The following is a 15,915-nucleotide window of genomic DNA, read 5'->3' as shown; positions in this document are numbered from 1 at the left end:
CAATAATGGCAAAAACTGCCATCTTACTTTTCTCACTCCATCCTTCTTTTATGGTTATTTTCATGTTGACATTCTACAATTTTTGATGTTCAATTAAGCCTATTGCTTACTATCAGAGAAATATCTAAATCACTACATTTCAACATCTAATTATCTTGGAACTACCACGTGGAATGAAAGACTTTGAGGGTGAAGAAAATGCAAACATTGAGCATATCAGATTACATTTTAAGAAATTATCAAATTTGTATGGATTTTCATTTATGGATCCATCTCCGATTGAATTACTTTCTACATTGGAGACAAAATCTGGCCCTGGCATTCGTGATGAAATTTACTTTTTCAAAGATAAGGGGGATAGAGAAGTAGCATTACGTTTTGATTTTACAATGGGATTGACAAGATACGCGACATCACAGAAATCAATGAAGCTTCCAGCAAAAATCTCGGCATTTGGTGGAGTATTTAGATATGATGAACCACAAAAAGGAAGATACAGGTATTTTCACCAATGGGACATTGAAATTTATGGTAAAGCTAGCCTTGAATCAGAAGCTGAAATCATAGAAATAACATCCAGATTGTTTGATTCTTTATTGCTTAAGGATATTACAATTGATATCAATCATCGAAATCTTGTAGAATCTTATATTAACAAAGTATTTGATTCAAATGAACCAGAACTTGTTGCAGATATTTTGCGTGCAGTTGACAAGATTGCAAAAAAATCAAAAGAACAAATCTTAACAGAATTTCAAGAGAAAGGATATGAAACTGAGAAACTTGAAAAAATTCTAGAGTTTTCACAAATAAAGGGAACAATTTCAGAAGTAGAAAAAACATTTGATGTTTCCCAATTAAATTCTTGGGATGAACTCAAAGCATTAATTGATTCATTAGAAAATAGAGGAGTTTCAAATGTTAGAATTAATTTCGGAATTGTAAGAGGATTGGATTATTATTCTGGAATTGTCTTTGAGGTATTTGATAAAAATTCAAAACTTGGTGCATTAGCTGGTGGTGGCAGATATGATACATTAACTAAAGCATTCAATAGAGAAGATATTGGTGCAACTGGAGTTGCAGGTGGAGTTGAGAGAATAATGTTGACAATGCAAGAACAAAAAATAATATCTGAATCAAAACAAAATAGGGTTGCAGTACTGTACATTAATGAAGAGATGCAAAAAGTTGCTCATTCAATTACATCATTATTACGTCTAAACAATATTCCAACTGATATTGATTTGGCAGGACGTAATATGAAAAAACAAATGGATATTGCAACAAATGCAAAGTTTGCAATTATCGTAGGACCGCAAGAACTAGAAAACGGAAATGTTGTACTTAAAGACATGATAAATGGAACTGAGGGAACAATTTCATTAGAAAAACTAACTGAAGATCCAAAATCTATTCTTAATTTAGAAATGCTCTAGTCAACATCATTATTTCAGGTCCGCTAGTCAATGAACCAACAACTACGCAGTGATCATTTACCAATATGCCTGATGATACATACGGAATACCATTATTGATTGAACTTTGCTCTATTTTCACGCCTAGTACATTTGCTATTGTTTTCATGTCTTCTTCATCTGCTTCTGGATGAATGGCAGCACCTGAATTATTTGCAACAAGAACAACCCCTGTTTGATTAAATCCTGCAATTTTTTTCTGAATTACTTCTACTCCTAAAACATCTGAGATTGTTTGACAATCTTGTTTTGATAACCATGGAGATACAACTGCTCCTTTATCATTTGCACAAATTACATTTCCAAGTGCATTGAATTTTGTATCTAATACTCCAACTTCTAAATCAGTTTCTGCTTTCAAATAATCAAATTCATTTTGATATGCTGTAGTTGGAAGTAAAATTCCTTTATTGTTCATTGCTGACAATGCTCCAATTAATCTTGTATTTGCAATTGCAGTGTGATGAATTTCTATGTCTAGATACTTTGCAAGTTTATCAGCTTTGGTTTTTGCAAATCCCATTGGAACCAATCCTATACTATTGTTTACACTGATGTATACTCCGAGGTTTGGCCCTCTATACACATCAAACTTGATAATATCCATATCCAGTAAATTGATCCCTGATCGTTATGAACGTAAGGAAATTTTCCTTCATGCTTGATCGATTATTCACTTATCTGTTCACTGAACAGCTATCTAGCTTTAAATATTAACTCAAAAAATATTGTATCATGCCAATAGCAGAAAATTTCCCTGAAGGTCTAAAGCCACTCGGAAAAATTAGCCTCGATGATGGAAATTTCCATATTATGTGGGGTCCAGGTAAAACCAAAAACACTGATGGTTCACAAGCTGAAACATTAGCTGATGCAGATGTTATTGCAGCATATGCCGCAAGAGGAGAAGAACAAGTTCCTCTTGGTGTAAGTGGTACAATGGTTGCAGTTGATTGGGATTCTTGTGTGGCTGACGGTGCTTGCATTGAAGCTTGTCCTGTACAAGTTTTCCAATGGTACAGAACCGAAAAAGATATTCCAGCAAAAGATGTTGTTGGTCAAACCTTTTCAGGAACTGGCAGTGATGTAAAAGATGAACGTAAAGATCTTACAGATAAAGCAGATCCGATCAGAGAACATGATTGTATTTGGTGTATGGCTTGCGTTTCAGTATGTCCACCAGCAGCTATCAAAGTTGATCAATCAAATGTTGAAAAACACGAAAGTGCTGCAAAAACTTTGTGAGTTTTACAAATCTAAACCTAGAACTTTTTGATTTTTCTATCTTTTTTAGATTTAGTCTACACTAATTTTGTCTAGATTTAAATAATATTTCAAAATATTATTCATCATGGTAGATCTACAAATACCTGAAGACTTTTGTCACAACGATGTAAAACCAAAAGGAAAAACAAGCCATTCTGATGGTGAGAATTTCCACTGGATTTGGGGTGAGGGAAGAACTGATGGTGCAGCATTCTCAAACGATGATGTAAAAGCAGCCTATGAAGCAAGAGGAGAAGAACAAGTTCCTCTCGGAATTCATGGTACTTCTGTTGCAGTCGATTGGGATTCCTGTGTAGCAGCTGGTTCATGCATGAGTGTATGTCCAGTTCAAACATTCCAATGGTACAGAACCGAAAAAGATATTCTAGCAAAAGATGTTATTGGTCAAACTTTTGACGGTACTGGCTTGACAGAACAAGATGAGAGATTAGATTATACAGACAAATCAATGCCAATCAGAGAACACGATTGCACTGTTTGTATGGCTTGTCAAGAAATCTGTCCTGAAGGAGCAATTCGTATCGAATCTTCTAACCAAGAATGGCACGAGAAAGCAGCCGGAACATATGTACTTATGAAATCTGGTTCTGAAAACCCACACGCACACGATTAAAAAGAATTTTTTTCTTTTTTCTTATTTTTCTATTTTACCTCAACAGATTTTAACCGCTTTTATCCAAGATTTTTTGCAGAGGTCGCCTAGCTCGGTAGGGCGCGGGCCTTGAGAGCCTGTGTGCGCAAGCATACGGGGGTTCAAATCCCTCTCTCTGCGTTTTTAATTTTCCACTTTAGCTAATTCTGCTAACATTGCAGATAATTGAATTTCGGAATTTGCTCCAACTAGAACTCTATAATCATACTTTGCAATTATCTCAAGAATGTCTGTGAGTTTGTCATGTTTTGATTTGAACACTGCCGAGTTTAGATATTTTAAAAAATCTGATTCTGACATTCCATAAACTTTGATTAACTCAATCATTTTTTCTCTTGCTTCTGGTACTTTGCCAGAAAGTGCAATTTTTAGAACTTCATCAACATCAGTAGTTTTTGTCAATCCAGCTGATGATTTTACATGTTCTTCTGTAATTGCACCAAGACTTGCAGTTGCCTGCAATAGATTGATTGCATGTCTTAGGTCTCCTTCTGAATAATCGTATATTGCCTTTAGACCTTTTTTATCTGATTTTACCTTCTCTTTTTTAGCAATATCATCTAGTCTTTCAATCATATCTTCTTCTGGAATTGATGTAAACTTGAAGGTGGCACATCTACTTTGAATTGGATCTATGATTTTTGAAATATTATTAGCAATGAAAATAAATCTGCAAATTTTAGCAGTATCTTCTATTATTCGTCTTAATGCTGTTTGAGCATCAGCAGTCATCTCATCTGCTTCATCTAATATGATGATCTTGAATGGAACTTCTCCCATACCTGCAAATCTAGAGAATTTCTTTACTTTTTCTCTGACCATTCCTATACCTCTCTCATCAGATGCATTTAGCTCTAATGTGTAGTCTTTAGCATAATCTCCTAAAATCTGTCTTGAAATACATAATGCAACAGTAGTCTTTCCAACTCCTGCGGATCCTGAAAACATCAAATGAGGCATATCTGTTGGGTCTTTGATTAAAGCTTCCAGACTCCCAATAATCTCAGTTTGATTAACAACTTCAGAAAGTTTCGTTGGACGGTATTTTTCTACCCACATTCCAGTTGCAGTCATGTGTACCAAAGACTAAATCCCATTAATAAATCCGAATTGGTTATTGTAATATCCTATATGTTAAAATCAAAATCATGTATAATTTTACCCGATCAGCCTGTAATTAATTAGGATCAATTGATCTCACTAAATTGTTAACAGAATTGATCGATCCCTTACTTGAGGATCTAAATCAGATTAAGTGATCTCAAATGGAAATAGACAAAATAGAAAAAGTGCATTCAATTGGATACCGCCTAAAGGATGCTAAGGTTACGATAAATCAAGATTTCAAGTATAATGTGGCTGGAATGAAAATTGAAGGCTCACAAGGCGATACAAATAACATGCCTCAATGGATAGGAAAAATTCTTGCAGATAATAAAATTGGCACATTGGATTCTCCTGATATGATCACGCAACTAAAACAAGCACTATCTAAAGAAAAAATGGTTGGCGAATATCAAATCTCTACACTTGATCCTCACTTTTACATCAAACTAAAAGAATCTATGAAAGAATTGAATCGTGATGATTTTGATAAAGTTGAGAGTATGATGTTGGAATTATTTAGAATGAGAAGAGGCAAACTGGTAAAAATAGCAGACTCCATTAAACTAAACTCAGAACTTTACAACAAGCTAACTGTTGAGGAGAATGTTTTCTATAAAACAATACATGATAATAGTGTGGAATTTGAAAAACAAATAAGAGGAGAAAGAAATGAGCACAGCTCAAGCTAGCACATTTACTGACTCTGCATTATCTGATAAGGTAAAGGAATTCCTTACTCGATTCAAAGATAGAGATGGTAATTACAAGTATGTAGATGCAATCGACGAGATGATGCCAAAGAATGCAAAGTATATCATCGTTGATTATAATGATTTGGTGATAGAGCCCCAAATTGAGGCAATCTTTTCACAAAACCCTGATAGAATTTTTGATGCTTTTTCAAGAGCAATCAAAGAAGCATTACAAACAAGATTTCCTGAATATGCAGAAAAAATCAAAGATGAGGTTCGTGTAAGATTAATCAATTTCCCATTAGAACGAAGTTTAAGACAAATCAATGCTGAAACAATTGGAAAAATTACCAGTGTTTCTGGAATGGTAGTTCGTGCATCTGAAGTGAAACCCCTTGCAAAAGAACTAGTCTTTGTATGTCCTGATGAACATCAAACCAAAGTAATTCAACTAAAAGGCATGGATGTAAAAATGCCAATAGTTTGTGATAATCCGTCTTGTAAACATCGTGACTTTGAATTAAAACCAGAAGCAAGCAAGTTTATCGATTTTCAAATTTTGAGATTACAAGAACTTCCTGAAGATTTGCCTCCTGGGCAACTGCCTCATTATATTGATGTCACAACCAGGCAGGATTTGGTGGATAATTCAAGGCCAGGAGACAGAATTATTCTTACTGGTGTGGTCAGAGTAGAGCAAGAATCTGTTGCTGGAGTTCAGAGAGGACATAGTGGATTGTACAGATTAAGAATTGAAGGAAATAATATTGAATTTCTAAGTGGACGTGGTTCTAAAACTGACAGAAAAATTGGCAGAGAAGAAATTTCTCCTGAGGAAGAAAAATTAATCAAATCTCTTAGTCAAAGCTCTGATGTTTATCAAAGACTGATAGATTCGTTTGCTCCTCATATTCAAGGTCAAACATTGATCAAAGAAGCTATTCTCTTACTTATTGTTGGCTCTAATCAAAGATTGCTTGGTGATGGAAGTAAGATTAGAGGAGACATTAACGTATTTTTAGTAGGAGATCCTGGTACTGCAAAATCTGAGATGCTAAAGTTTTGTGCAAGAATTGCTCCAAGAGGTTTGTATACTTCTGGTAGGGGTTCTACAGCTGCAGGACTTACAGCTGCTGTAGTTAGAGACAAAACAGGAATTATGATGCTAGAAGCTGGTGCTGTTGTATTAGGTGATCAAGGTCTTGTAAGCATAGACGAATTTGACAAGATGAAACCCGAAGACAGAAGTGCATTACACGAAGTCATGGAACAACAATCTGCAAGTATTGCAAAAGGTGGTATTGTAGCTACACTAAATGCAAGAACTTCTATCTTGGCTGCAGCAAACCCTATGTATGGAAAATATGACCCTTTCAAAAATATTACAGAAAATGTAAATCTTCCAATTCCCCTTCTTACAAGATTTGACTTGATATTTGTTGTAAGGGATATTCCAACTAAAGAAAGAGATATGCAAATTGCAAAACACATTATTCGAAGGAACACAACACAAGGGACTGATAAAAAATCAGTCATTGAAGTTGACTTGTTAACAAAATATCTGTCATATGCAAAACGCGGCGAACCTGAATTAACACAAGAGGCAGAAGCCAAAATACTGGATTATTATCTACAGATGAGAAATGTAGAATCTGAAGAAATGATTACAGTCACTCCTAGACAATTGGAAGGAATTATTCGACTCTCCACTGCAAGGGCAAGATTACTTATGAAAGATAAGGTAGAGGAGGAAGATGCCGAGCGTGCAATATTCCTAATTCAGAGTATGCTTCAAGATGCAGGAGTTGATGTCAATACTGGTAAGGTAGATCTTGGCGTCTTGCAAGGAAAACCAAGAAGTGAAGTTTCAAAAATGCAATTGTTCATGGATGTGCTAAAAGGTCTTGAAGGAGACAATAAGGTTCCCGTTGAAGAGAGAACTTTTGTTAAAGAACTAGAGAAAAGTGAGAAATTCACAGAAGAAGAGGCAAGAAACTATATCCGAAGAATGCTTAGAGAAGCATCTATTTATGAATCAAAACCCGGTCATTATAACCGAGTATGAATATAGAAAAATTAAAACTTCCCGAGTCTGCAATTGAATTTTTAAAATCACAAGGTTTTGAAAAATTATATCCACCACAAGCTGATAGTGTGAAATTTGGATTATTAGATGGAAAAAGTATTCTAGTTTCAGCTCCTACGGCAAGTGGAAAAACTTTGATTGCAATGCTTGCAATGTTGAGTTATTTATCCCAAAATAAAGGAAAGGTAATTTATCTCAGTCCATTAAGAGCACTAGCTGCTGAAAAATTCACAGAGTTTAAAAAATTGGAAAAAATAGCTATAGGAAATAAGATCAAGGTTGCAATATCTACTGGAGATTTTGAAAATATTGAAAAAAATCTAGAGAAAAGTAATGTTTTAATTTTAACAAATGAAAAAATGGATTCTATTATTAGACATGGTGCTGAATGGGTTGATGATATAGGATTAGTAATTTCTGATGAAGTACATTTGATTGGAGATGAAAGTAGAGGTCCTACACTTGAAATGATTTTAACACAACTAAAACTATTGGAAACAAAACCACAGATAGTTGGTCTAAGCGCAACAATAACAAATTCAGATGAAATTGCAGATTGGCTTGAATGCAAATTGGTAAAAAATGACTGGAGACCTGTTCCATTATCAGAAGGAGTATGTGATGGGGGTCAAGTCATAATGAGTGATGGTAAAACATTTGAAGTTGAGCGTAGTTTGAGGGGAACTCCTATTGATTTAGGCGTACAATCTGTACAACAAGGAGGTCAATCACTAGTTTTTGCAGAGACTAGAACTCGCTCAAAATCACTTGCAACAAAAGCTGCTGATGCAATTTCACAAATTCTAGAAAAAAAAGACATTGTTGATCTTGAAAAAACATCAAAAAAACTTCTATCAGAAAATGAACATACTGAATTAGTGAAAACTTTGGCTCTGCTTGTAAAAAAAGGAGTTGCATTTCACCATGCAGGATTAAATCAAAAGTGCAGAGAAACAATTGAGGCAGAATTTCGCAAGGGCACGATTAAGCTATTGTCATCAACTCCAACTTTAGCTGCAGGTGTCAATCTCCCTGCAAGAAGAGTTGTCATTTCAAATGTAAATAGGTATAATGCAAAAGTTGGGGCAAACAGACCAATTAGTATTTTAGAATACAAACAGCTTTGTGGAAGAGCAGGACGACCACAATATGATGATTATGGGGAATCAATAATTGTTGGAAATGGTAACACTGAGGATCTAATTGAATACTACATTAATGGAGAACCTGAACCTATCGAATCAAAAATTACTGATGACAAGTCTTTACGAACACACATCTTGAGTGTAATAGTTACACACCCAGGAATTAAAAAAGAAGAAATCCTTGAATTCTTTTTACAAACATTAGGAGGACTACAATCAAGAAAGCCTACATTGAAATTTGCAATTGATATTTCATTACGTTTTCTTTCTAGCAAATTTCTGATAGTCAAAAAAGGTGAAAGGTATGCTGCAACTGAATTTGGAAAAAAGACCTCTATGTTATACATAGATCCATTAACTGCAACATACTTTAGAGATTCAATTGAAAACGTTTCACAAGAAAAAAAACATACTTTTGGATTTTTACATTTAATTACAAATTGTGAAGAATTCTTTCCAAAATTCTCTCTTCGACAAAAAGATTATGAAACTGCCAGTTTGATGATTGAAAATAATTCATCACAATTACTAGAGCCTATCTCAGAATATGATTGCTCACGCAGTCTTTTGGCTTTACAATACTGGATTTCTGAATATACTGAATTGTCTCTCTCTGACAGCCTTGGAATCGAGTCTGGAGACATGCATCGGATGACTGAGAATGCTAATTGGCTATCTTATTGCCTTAGGGAGATTTCTAAGCATGTGGAGAGGGCTGATTTACTTCAGGAATTAGGTGATCTGAGAAATAGAGTGGTCTATGGGATAAAAGACGAATTACTTGATTTAGTCAGGATTAAAGGAATTGGAAGAGTAAGGGCTAGAATTCTTTTTAAAAATGGAATCAAAAATCTAGATGATCTGAGGAAAATCCCTGTGAATAAATTAGCAGAGATTGATAAAATTGGTTCAACCATTGCGGATAACATAAAAGCTGAGTTACGAAAGGTTAGATAATTGATTGATTTACTGATTCCCACTATAATTTCATGTGTTGCAGCATTTGCTGTGGTCTATATCATGACACCACCTTTAATCAAATTTTTAGAAAAACGAAATTTTGCAGTAAAAGACATGAACAAAAAAGAAGATGTAATGGTAGTAAGACCTGGCGGTCCTGCCATTATTGCAGGAATTATTATATCTGAAATTATTCTTTATGCATTTTTACAACTAAATGAGATTCTTGCTATACTGATTACGACATCTGCAGCGTTTGTAATTGGGTATGTTGATGATAGAAAAGTCATGGGTGGATGGTTCAAACCTGTTGCACTTGCTGTAGCTGCAATTCCAATCATTGCATTAGGTACATATGATTCTAATTTGACATTTCCATTGTTTGGTGCGGTACAAATTCCTGTATTGTATCTTGTATTGATTATTTTCATGATTCCTATTACCGGAAACACAATCAACTCTATTGATGTTTTAAATGGTGTTGCAAGTGGATTTATGGTAATTGCTAGTTTTTCATTATCAATTTGTTTATTTATTGTACAAAACTATGAGATTGCAGTCGTAAGTTTGCCGCTTGGAGTTGTTTCATTAGCTTTTTACAAATTTCATAAAGTTCCAAGCAAGATTTTTCCTGGAGATTCAGGAGCTTTAGCTTTGGGTGCAATGTATGGTGGTATTGCAATTGTTGGTGGTGTGGAAATTATTGCAGCAGTTGCTTTGTTGCCTGCAGTAATCAACTCATTTTTGTTCCTATCAAGCGTAAAGCGAGTTGTAGAACATAGACAAATCAAAGGAAAACCTGTAGAACATACTGAAGATTTCAAATTAAAGGCAACAAATGACAAGAAAGCACCTGTAACTCTAGTGAGATTAATTCTTGCAGGAGGCCCAATGTCTGAAAAACAAGTAGGATTTGCAATTTTCAAACTGGCAGTTTTTTCAGGAGTTTTGGCAGTAATTACTGCATTGATGATGGGAGTTTCACTTTGAAGTCTGGGCTCTTTGGATTTTTGTTTGCAATGTGGTGTTTGATCATTGTTGGGGGTGGAATTATCGTCACTCTTCTTGGACCAATTTCAGTTTCTGGATTTGGAGAATTTGATTGGATTATCTCATCTGTGATTCAAGCTATAATCGCATTAGTATTAGTTATAATTTGGATTTTAATTTTGTCAAAAATAAAAAACTGGATATTCAAAAAAGAAATTAAAATTTAACTTTCTTTCCATTGTCTTTGTTTTTTATCATATTCTTCTCTTGTGTATCTGATTGAAGCTGGAGATCCTATGACAACAGTATTTTCTGGAACATCTCTTGTCACAATTGCACCCATTGCAACTACACTATTTCTTCCTATTGTTACACCTGCTTTAATTACTGCACGAGCACCAATTATTGCATTATCTTCAATTGTAACCCCTATCATTTTATCACACATTGGAAAAGGATCATTTGTCAATACTGCAGCCGGACCAATGAAAACATTCTTTCCAATTCTGGAAAGTGGTGGAATGTATGCTTGACCTTCGATCTTTGTGTTTTCACCAATTTTTACATCATAATCTACATGGGCAAGAGAACCGATCTTGACATTGTCTCCTATTTCTACATCATTGCCAATATATGAAAAATGCCAAATCTGAACATTTTTTCCAATTTTTGCTTTTTCTGAAATGAAATTAGTTACCATTATCTCACAAGTGCCATGGATTTGCCTTTGTAATAATTTTTTCAGGTAGTTGGTCCTTGAATTTTTTTAGAAATTCAATCTCTTGTTTTTTATCTCGTAGTTCATCAGGAAGCATAATGGGAATTTCCTCTATTATTGGATAGAATCTAGAACATTTTGGACAAAATATTGCGCCTTCTGATATGACGTCTTCTTTTCCATTTATCTCAAATAATTCTAAAGGATGATTTTTGTCAATTGGACATGCCAAAATATCTATCATTGTTTTGTTCATTTTAGATCCAGATAGATGGGAATGCCCTTTTGACTAGATAAAAGTGCAGCTTCTGCAATCTTTGTAACATTTACCGCTTCTTGTGATTTTACTATATGCTCATTTTTGCCTTCAATAGCACCAAGAAAACTTTGAATTTCAAGTAGTAGAGGCTCTTGTTTTTCCTTTTGAACAATCTCTGATTCTTCATCTTTTTCTACAGTGATTTCTTGAGTGATAAAGTCTGATGAAATAATTGCATCAGTGCATACTGCATTAAACTTTCTTAATTTTTTAGGTGTAATCCAATTCGATGAAATAATTGCAACTTTATCGTTTTTATATCCTAACATAATTGTTGCAAAATCTTCATGTTCATGTTTTATTTTTCCTGCTCTTGCAAATACTACTTGTGGCATATCATCAAACAACCAGTTAGATGTGTCGATATCATGAACTGATGTATCATAAATAATTCCGACATCTTTAATGTGTAGAGGCATTCTATTTTCTCTGTGAAATTCAAGCATTACTAAATCTCCATATTTTTTGTCTTTGACCATTTTTTTAACAACACCTACTGCTGGGTTGAATCTTTCTATATATCCACATGTAAGGATTACTTTATTTTTTTCTGCAAGTTTTACAAGATTCTGACCGTCTTCTGATTTGTAAGTCATTGGTTTTTCTACAAACACATGTTTTTTTGATTCTAACAATTTCTTAGCAATAGCAGTATGAGTTGATGTTGGAGTAACTACAAAAGCTCCATCAAATTCTTCTGCACTTAATAATTCGTCAAGAGATTCATAATGATTAACTGAATATTTTTCACCATATTCTTTGCTTTTTTGTGAATCTGAATCACATACTGCTACCAATACTCCTAGTTGTGACAAAATTCTTGTATGGTTCTTGCCCCATCCGCCGGTTCCAATCTGAACGATTTTCATCTAATATACCTCTGTTAACCAGTGAGAATAATCAACATTTTTGTTCATGACTATCTCTGTATACTCTAACATCATTTTTTTTGTAATGTCTCCAGGTTTTCCATTTCCAATTTGTTTTGAATCCATCTTTATGATGGGTACGATCTCTGCTGCTGTACCTGTCAAGAAAATTTCTTCAGATATGATCAATTCACTTCTTCCAATATCTCTTTCAACTACATCCAAATCCAAATCTTTTCCAATTTTAATTACTGCATCACGCGTTATTCCTTCTAATGCTGATGATGCAAGTGATGGTGTAACTAATTGACCATTTCTTACTATGAAAATATTTTCTCCTGGTGCTTCACTGACATTCCCATTATGATCAAGTAGTATTGCTTCATCAAACCCATTTCGTTTTGCTTCTTGTGTGGCAATAATGGAATTTAGATAGTTTCCTCCCATTTTTGCTTGTGGTGGTGTTGATGTGTCTGAAAATTTCCTCCAAGATACAACACCTGCACTTATTCCATTTTTGTTAAACAAATCTCCAAAAGGAAATGTAAAGATTGCAACAGATGTTGGCGCTTTTTCGGTTACATGCAGATTAATCCCATATTCACCTACAAAATAAAATGGCCTAATGTAACAAGATTTTTTTATTTTATTTTTTTTACATATTCCAATTACTGCATCAGTGATTTCCTTATCTGAAAAATTGAGTGAAATATTGTAAAATTGCCCTGATCTTCTAAATCGCTTTACATGCTCATCGAGTCTGAATATGTTGAGATTTTTTCCATTCCAATATCCTCTAATTCCTTCAAAGATTGATGTTCCGTAATGAATTGCATGTGTTGTAATTGGTACTTGAGCTTTTTCTGTAGTAACATACTTTCCATCAAACCAGACATATTTTGAAAGTGGAAGTGTCATGGGAGAGTTTTACTTGCTATGTATTAATCTATTTTGAATATCCTTCTTTAGGAAATTTCATTCCTACAATTCTTGTGGTTTGATCTTCCTCATTAGCAAATTTTTTGACTGTTTTCCATTCCTCCTCTATAATACTGATAATTTCTTCAGGAACATCTTCTTTCCATGATGATTTTTTTCCAAGTGCTGCATCATACAATTTTTCTTTAACTGATGTTGCTGAAAGTGATTTTCTCTCACCTATTTTTGGTCTTAACCTATACATTTTCAGCATGTATCCTTCAGCCTTATCTCCAGTATATGAAAAATAATCTCCTTCAATACCGCCAAGAATTTGTTTTCTCAATTTCCATGATTTCCTTCTTACTAATGGTGGCAAATATTTTTTGAATGGTGCTTGGAAAGAGTAATCATCAGTAATTTTAATTGAATCCCCAAAAATTGCTTCTAACATTTTCTTTCGAGCTTCAAAATTAAATGGGAAACTCTTACTGTTAATTTCTCTGTCACCATCCTTGAAAACAACTGGCATGACTTTAACAATATCTGCTTGTTTTTTTAGTTCTTTAATAATTTCGACATGTGCATTTGTCACTGGATTTAGATGTGCAAGATATAGTGCTGTAACCAATTTGCATTATCTAATAAATTCTCATATTTCAATGATTGATTTTTTAAAAATTCTATCCGTATGATTCGTATTTGACTTCAAAGCTACCATCTTCACGTTTATCGTGCTCGGTAACAAAGCCTTTAGGATTCAAAAAGTCCATTACGCCATCAATGGTTCCTTGCCATCCACAAACATAGAAAATTGTGTTCTCTTTTGTAATTTTATCTCCGATTAATTCTTCTAATGGGGATAGCCCACCATCTCTTGGTCTTAGAAATGTTTCAACTCTTCCTACTTGACCTGCCCATGATCTGTTAAACCATTCTTGTGGTCTACTGATTGCAGCTCTGTATCTAAAATTCCATTGATCCTTACCTCTTGCAATACTTTCATTTTCAAGATTAGTTAGCAAATCTTTGTAGCTTAATTCATCCACATAACTTGCTCCGTGCAATATTATGATCTCTCGTTTATCACCAGTATCATGAAGATGTTGTGCAAAGCTTACAAATGGTGCTAACCCTGTTCCTCCACCAATACAGACAATTCGCCTGTTGTCTTTTTCACCATTTGTGAATTCTTCATTAATCAATAAAGCTCTGCCTGTTGGTTTTAACCACAGGATTTCATCTCCTTCTTTGATATTGAAAATTTGTGTAGTTAATCTTCCAGGTAGTGGTTTTCTTACCCATCTGATAACTAATTCTACATAATCTCTGTTTTCTGGATGTGATGCAATTGAATATGCTCTTCTAACAATTTTTCCATTTTCTGCAGGGTTTGGTAATCCTAATGTAATGAATTGACCTGCTTTGTATTCTGGAACAGGCCCATCTTTTGGAACTAATCTAATAATTACTAGGTCTTCTTTCAATAATTGTACATAAGTGACAGTTGCTTTGTTATCTACTACCATAACGATTCAACCATGATTTGAGACTTTAAATATATTGTGTTAATTTCATAACCCGATTATATTCTAGACCGCTAAACGTTAATAACCAATTTTAAAAATGTAGTTCAATCAGTATTTCTGATTAGTTGGGCCGGTCGTCTAGTCCGGTAGGATAGGTGCATGGCATGCATCGGATCGAGGGTTCAAATCCCTTCCGGTCCACTTATTTTTTTATCAATGAAACCATTTTTTCAATCTCAGAATCTTTTTCTTTAAAACATTCATTGATTTTTTCTTTTGAAACTATAATTTTTAGATCAATGATTGCCTGTAATGCACTTTTCTTTACTTCTATGTTAGAGTCAGATAATGCATCTATGAAAATGTCTTTAGCTTCTTTAGCTTTTAGATATCCTAGTGCTCCTATTGCACATGATCTAACCATTGAACGTTCATCTTTTGTTAATTTGATTATTTCAGGAATAGCTGATGTTTCATTTCTATTTGCTAATACTAGTGATACAAAGCCTCTGATGTTCTTATTCGTTGCATTCAAACTACGTATTAAAAAATCTGAAATTTTATTTTTATTCAATAGTAGAGCACTAAATGCTTCTCCTCTGACTGCGACATCATCATCATCCAATTTTGAAATTATTTTTTCTAAAATCTCTGTATTATTGACATCATCCAAAGTCTCTAAAATTTTGATTTTTTCTCCAGCACTTCCAAATTCTAAAACTTTTAAAATATTTTCCAACTTTAATTCAAATTCCTTGTTTCTAGTTAATAATGGTTCAAATTTTTCAACTTCTTTTCATTTAATTAGAAAATGTCCTTTTAGCTTTAAATTATCCTTAAATACCGAAATTTGTATGTCAACTGAAACAAGAGACACCGTATTCATTGGTAAGAAACCCTTGATGGCATATGTTACATCAACGCTAATTCAATTGGCAAACTTACCATCCGTCAACATCAAAGCTAGAGGACTCAGCATTGGACGTGCTGTCGATGTAGCTCAAATCATTGCAAGAAAGACAGAAAATGCAGGCTACTCTATCGGAGAAATAAAAATTGGCTCAGAATCATTAGAGTCACAAGACGGTAGAACAAGAAACGTTTCAACAATAGAAATTGAAGTAAAGAGAAATACAAGTTAACTGTACTTTACTTGAAATTTTTT

At 34.0% G+C, this 15,915-nt stretch carries 18 protein-coding genes and 2 tRNA genes; 11 read left to right on the top strand and 9 right to left on the bottom strand.

Going from position 1 to position 15,915, the window contains the following annotated elements; genetic code table 11:
* The first annotated feature begins 155 nt into the window (after nucleotides 1-155).
* The gene (gene hisS / locus ACW9XA_RS02445; protein ID WP_457762818.1) at nucleotides 156-1,439 is read left to right on the top strand and encodes a histidine--tRNA ligase; all 1,284 of its coding nucleotides are present in this window, start codon (nucleotides 156-158) and stop codon (nucleotides 1,437-1,439) included.
* Here the strand turns inward: hisS and ACW9XA_RS02440 are convergent.
* Nucleotides 1,420-2,085 carry a translation initiation factor IF-6 gene (locus ACW9XA_RS02440; RefSeq protein WP_457762817.1) on the bottom strand — a complete coding sequence of 222 codons (666 nt, stop codon included), beginning with the start codon at nucleotides 2,083-2,085 and terminating at the stop codon, nucleotides 1,420-1,422. The genes hisS and ACW9XA_RS02440 overlap by 20 nt on opposite strands.
* A 128-nt stretch (nucleotides 2,086-2,213) precedes the next feature.
* Here ACW9XA_RS02440 and ACW9XA_RS02435 point away from each other — a divergent pair, with 128 nt between their 5' ends.
* From ACW9XA_RS02435 to ACW9XA_RS02425, 3 genes are all read left to right on the top strand, one after another.
* Nucleotides 2,214-2,723 (top strand): 4Fe-4S dicluster domain-containing protein, encoded by a 510-nt coding sequence (locus ACW9XA_RS02435; RefSeq protein WP_457762816.1) that lies wholly within the window; start codon nucleotides 2,214-2,216, stop codon nucleotides 2,721-2,723.
* A 106-nt stretch (nucleotides 2,724-2,829) separates the two neighbouring features.
* On the top strand, nucleotides 2,830-3,378 hold the full coding sequence (locus ACW9XA_RS02430; protein ID WP_457762815.1) for a 4Fe-4S dicluster domain-containing protein: 549 nt from the start codon (nucleotides 2,830-2,832) through the stop codon (nucleotides 3,376-3,378).
* A 75-nt stretch (nucleotides 3,379-3,453) separates the two neighbouring features.
* Nucleotides 3,454-3,537: transfer RNA gene (locus tag ACW9XA_RS02425), tRNA-Ser, on the top strand.
* Nucleotides 3,538-3,540: 3 nt separating this feature from the next.
* Here ACW9XA_RS02425 and ACW9XA_RS02420 read toward each other — a convergent pair.
* On the bottom strand, nucleotides 3,541-4,491 hold the full coding sequence (locus ACW9XA_RS02420; RefSeq protein ID WP_457762814.1) for a replication factor C small subunit: 951 nt from the start codon (nucleotides 4,489-4,491) through the stop codon (nucleotides 3,541-3,543).
* A 191-nt stretch (nucleotides 4,492-4,682) separates the two neighbouring features.
* Between ACW9XA_RS02420 and ACW9XA_RS02415 the strand changes: the two genes are divergently transcribed.
* From ACW9XA_RS02415 to ACW9XA_RS02395, 5 genes are read left to right on the top strand one after another with little or no spacing between them, the layout of a single operon-like run.
* Complete coding sequence (locus tag ACW9XA_RS02415; protein WP_457762813.1) at nucleotides 4,683-5,213, top strand: hypothetical protein; 531 nt, start codon at nucleotides 4,683-4,685, stop codon at nucleotides 5,211-5,213.
* Nucleotides 5,194-7,281: a minichromosome maintenance protein MCM gene (locus ACW9XA_RS02410; protein WP_457762812.1), complete on the top strand. Its 2,088-nt coding sequence runs from the start codon at nucleotides 5,194-5,196 to the stop codon at nucleotides 7,279-7,281. The genes ACW9XA_RS02415 and ACW9XA_RS02410 overlap by 20 nt, the downstream gene beginning before the upstream one ends.
* Entirely contained in the window at nucleotides 7,278-9,404 is a 2,127-nt protein-coding gene (locus ACW9XA_RS02405) for a DEAD/DEAH box helicase (RefSeq protein ID WP_457762811.1), read from the top strand. Before ACW9XA_RS02410 ends, ACW9XA_RS02405 begins: the two co-directional genes overlap by 4 nt.
* Complete coding sequence (locus ACW9XA_RS02400) at nucleotides 9,405-10,397, top strand: MraY family glycosyltransferase (RefSeq protein ID WP_457762810.1); 993 nt, start codon at nucleotides 9,405-9,407, stop codon at nucleotides 10,395-10,397.
* Nucleotides 10,394-10,624: a hypothetical protein gene (locus tag ACW9XA_RS02395; RefSeq protein WP_457762809.1), complete on the top strand. Its 231-nt coding sequence runs from the start codon at nucleotides 10,394-10,396 to the stop codon at nucleotides 10,622-10,624. The genes ACW9XA_RS02400 and ACW9XA_RS02395 overlap by 4 nt, the downstream gene beginning before the upstream one ends.
* On the opposite strand, the gene ACW9XA_RS02390 is transcribed toward ACW9XA_RS02395, so the two are convergent.
* From ACW9XA_RS02390 to ACW9XA_RS02365, 6 genes are read right to left on the bottom strand one after another with little or no spacing between them, the layout of a single operon-like run.
* Complete coding sequence (locus ACW9XA_RS02390) at nucleotides 10,621-11,097, bottom strand: acyltransferase (RefSeq protein ID WP_457762808.1); 477 nt, start codon at nucleotides 11,095-11,097, stop codon at nucleotides 10,621-10,623. The genes ACW9XA_RS02395 and ACW9XA_RS02390 overlap by 4 nt on opposite strands.
* A gap of 4 nt (nucleotides 11,098-11,101) precedes the next feature.
* Nucleotides 11,102-11,371 (bottom strand): Trm112 family protein, encoded by a 270-nt coding sequence (locus ACW9XA_RS02385; protein WP_300325397.1) that lies wholly within the window; start codon nucleotides 11,369-11,371, stop codon nucleotides 11,102-11,104.
* Nucleotides 11,368-12,303 carry a Gfo/Idh/MocA family protein gene (locus ACW9XA_RS02380; protein WP_457762807.1) on the bottom strand — a complete coding sequence of 312 codons (936 nt, stop codon included), beginning with the start codon at nucleotides 12,301-12,303 and terminating at the stop codon, nucleotides 11,368-11,370. The genes ACW9XA_RS02385 and ACW9XA_RS02380 overlap by 4 nt, the downstream gene beginning before the upstream one ends.
* Nucleotides 12,304-13,221 (bottom strand): branched-chain amino acid transaminase, encoded by a 918-nt coding sequence (locus tag ACW9XA_RS02375; protein ID WP_457762806.1) that lies wholly within the window; start codon nucleotides 13,219-13,221, stop codon nucleotides 12,304-12,306.
* Between the two features lie 28 nt (nucleotides 13,222-13,249).
* Nucleotides 13,250-13,852 (bottom strand): hypothetical protein, encoded by a 603-nt coding sequence (locus ACW9XA_RS02370; RefSeq protein ID WP_457762805.1) that lies wholly within the window; start codon nucleotides 13,850-13,852, stop codon nucleotides 13,250-13,252.
* A gap of 52 nt (nucleotides 13,853-13,904) precedes the next feature.
* Entirely contained in the window at nucleotides 13,905-14,750 is an 846-nt protein-coding gene (locus tag ACW9XA_RS02365; RefSeq protein ID WP_457762804.1) for an FAD-binding oxidoreductase, read from the bottom strand.
* Between the two features lie 127 nt (nucleotides 14,751-14,877).
* On the opposite strand from ACW9XA_RS02365, the gene ACW9XA_RS02360 reads away from it, so the two are divergent.
* A tRNA-Ala gene (locus ACW9XA_RS02360) sits at nucleotides 14,878-14,951 on the top strand.
* A gap of 1 nt (nucleotide 14,952) precedes the next feature.
* On the opposite strand, the gene ACW9XA_RS02355 is transcribed toward ACW9XA_RS02360, so the two are convergent.
* On the bottom strand, nucleotides 14,953-15,489 hold the full coding sequence (locus ACW9XA_RS02355) for a HEAT repeat domain-containing protein (protein ID WP_457762803.1): 537 nt from the start codon (nucleotides 15,487-15,489) through the stop codon (nucleotides 14,953-14,955).
* A 115-nt stretch (nucleotides 15,490-15,604) separates the two neighbouring features.
* Here ACW9XA_RS02355 and ACW9XA_RS02350 point away from each other — a divergent pair, with 115 nt between their 5' ends.
* Nucleotides 15,605-15,892: an AlbA family DNA/RNA-binding protein gene (locus ACW9XA_RS02350; protein WP_300325378.1), complete on the top strand. Its 288-nt coding sequence runs from the start codon at nucleotides 15,605-15,607 to the stop codon at nucleotides 15,890-15,892.
* The last annotated feature ends 23 nt before the right edge of the window (nucleotides 15,893-15,915 follow it).

Source organism: Candidatus Nitrosopumilus sp. bin_6a (genome assembly GCF_054095695.1).
The sequence above is the reverse complement of the archived record's forward strand: the minus strand, read 5'-3'. Positions and strand labels throughout refer to the sequence as shown.

What these genes read in the sequence shown, in the direction of transcription:
- ACW9XA_RS02440 (WP_457762817.1), bottom strand. Translation starts at nt 2,085, where the DNA reads ATGGATATTATCAAGTTTGATGTGTATAGAGGGCCAAACCTCGGAGTA.
- ACW9XA_RS02435 (WP_457762816.1), top strand. Translation starts at nt 2,214, where the DNA reads ATGCCAATAGCAGAAAATTTCCCTGAAGGTCTAAAGCCACTCGGAAAA.
- ACW9XA_RS02430 (WP_457762815.1), top strand. Translation starts at nt 2,830, where the DNA reads ATGGTAGATCTACAAATACCTGAAGACTTTTGTCACAACGATGTAAAA.
- ACW9XA_RS02420 (WP_457762814.1), bottom strand. Translation starts at nt 4,491, where the DNA reads ATGACTGCAACTGGAATGTGGGTAGAAAAATACCGTCCAACGAAACTT.
- ACW9XA_RS02415 (WP_457762813.1), top strand. Translation starts at nt 4,683, where the DNA reads ATGGAAATAGACAAAATAGAAAAAGTGCATTCAATTGGATACCGCCTA.
- ACW9XA_RS02410 (WP_457762812.1), top strand. Translation starts at nt 5,194, where the DNA reads ATGAGCACAGCTCAAGCTAGCACATTTACTGACTCTGCATTATCTGAT.
- ACW9XA_RS02405 (WP_457762811.1), top strand. Translation starts at nt 7,278, where the DNA reads ATGAATATAGAAAAATTAAAACTTCCCGAGTCTGCAATTGAATTTTTA.
- ACW9XA_RS02390 (WP_457762808.1), bottom strand. Translation starts at nt 11,097, where the DNA reads ATGGTAACTAATTTCATTTCAGAAAAAGCAAAAATTGGAAAAAATGTT.
- ACW9XA_RS02385 (WP_300325397.1), bottom strand. Translation starts at nt 11,371, where the DNA reads ATGAACAAAACAATGATAGATATTTTGGCATGTCCAATTGACAAAAAT.
- ACW9XA_RS02380 (WP_457762807.1), bottom strand. Translation starts at nt 12,303, where the DNA reads ATGAAAATCGTTCAGATTGGAACCGGCGGATGGGGCAAGAACCATACA.
- ACW9XA_RS02375 (WP_457762806.1), bottom strand. Translation starts at nt 13,221, where the DNA reads ATGACACTTCCACTTTCAAAATATGTCTGGTTTGATGGAAAGTATGTT.
- ACW9XA_RS02365 (WP_457762804.1), bottom strand. Translation starts at nt 14,750, where the DNA reads ATGGTAGTAGATAACAAAGCAACTGTCACTTATGTACAATTATTGAAA.
- ACW9XA_RS02350 (WP_300325378.1), top strand. Translation starts at nt 15,605, where the DNA reads ATGTCAACTGAAACAAGAGACACCGTATTCATTGGTAAGAAACCCTTG.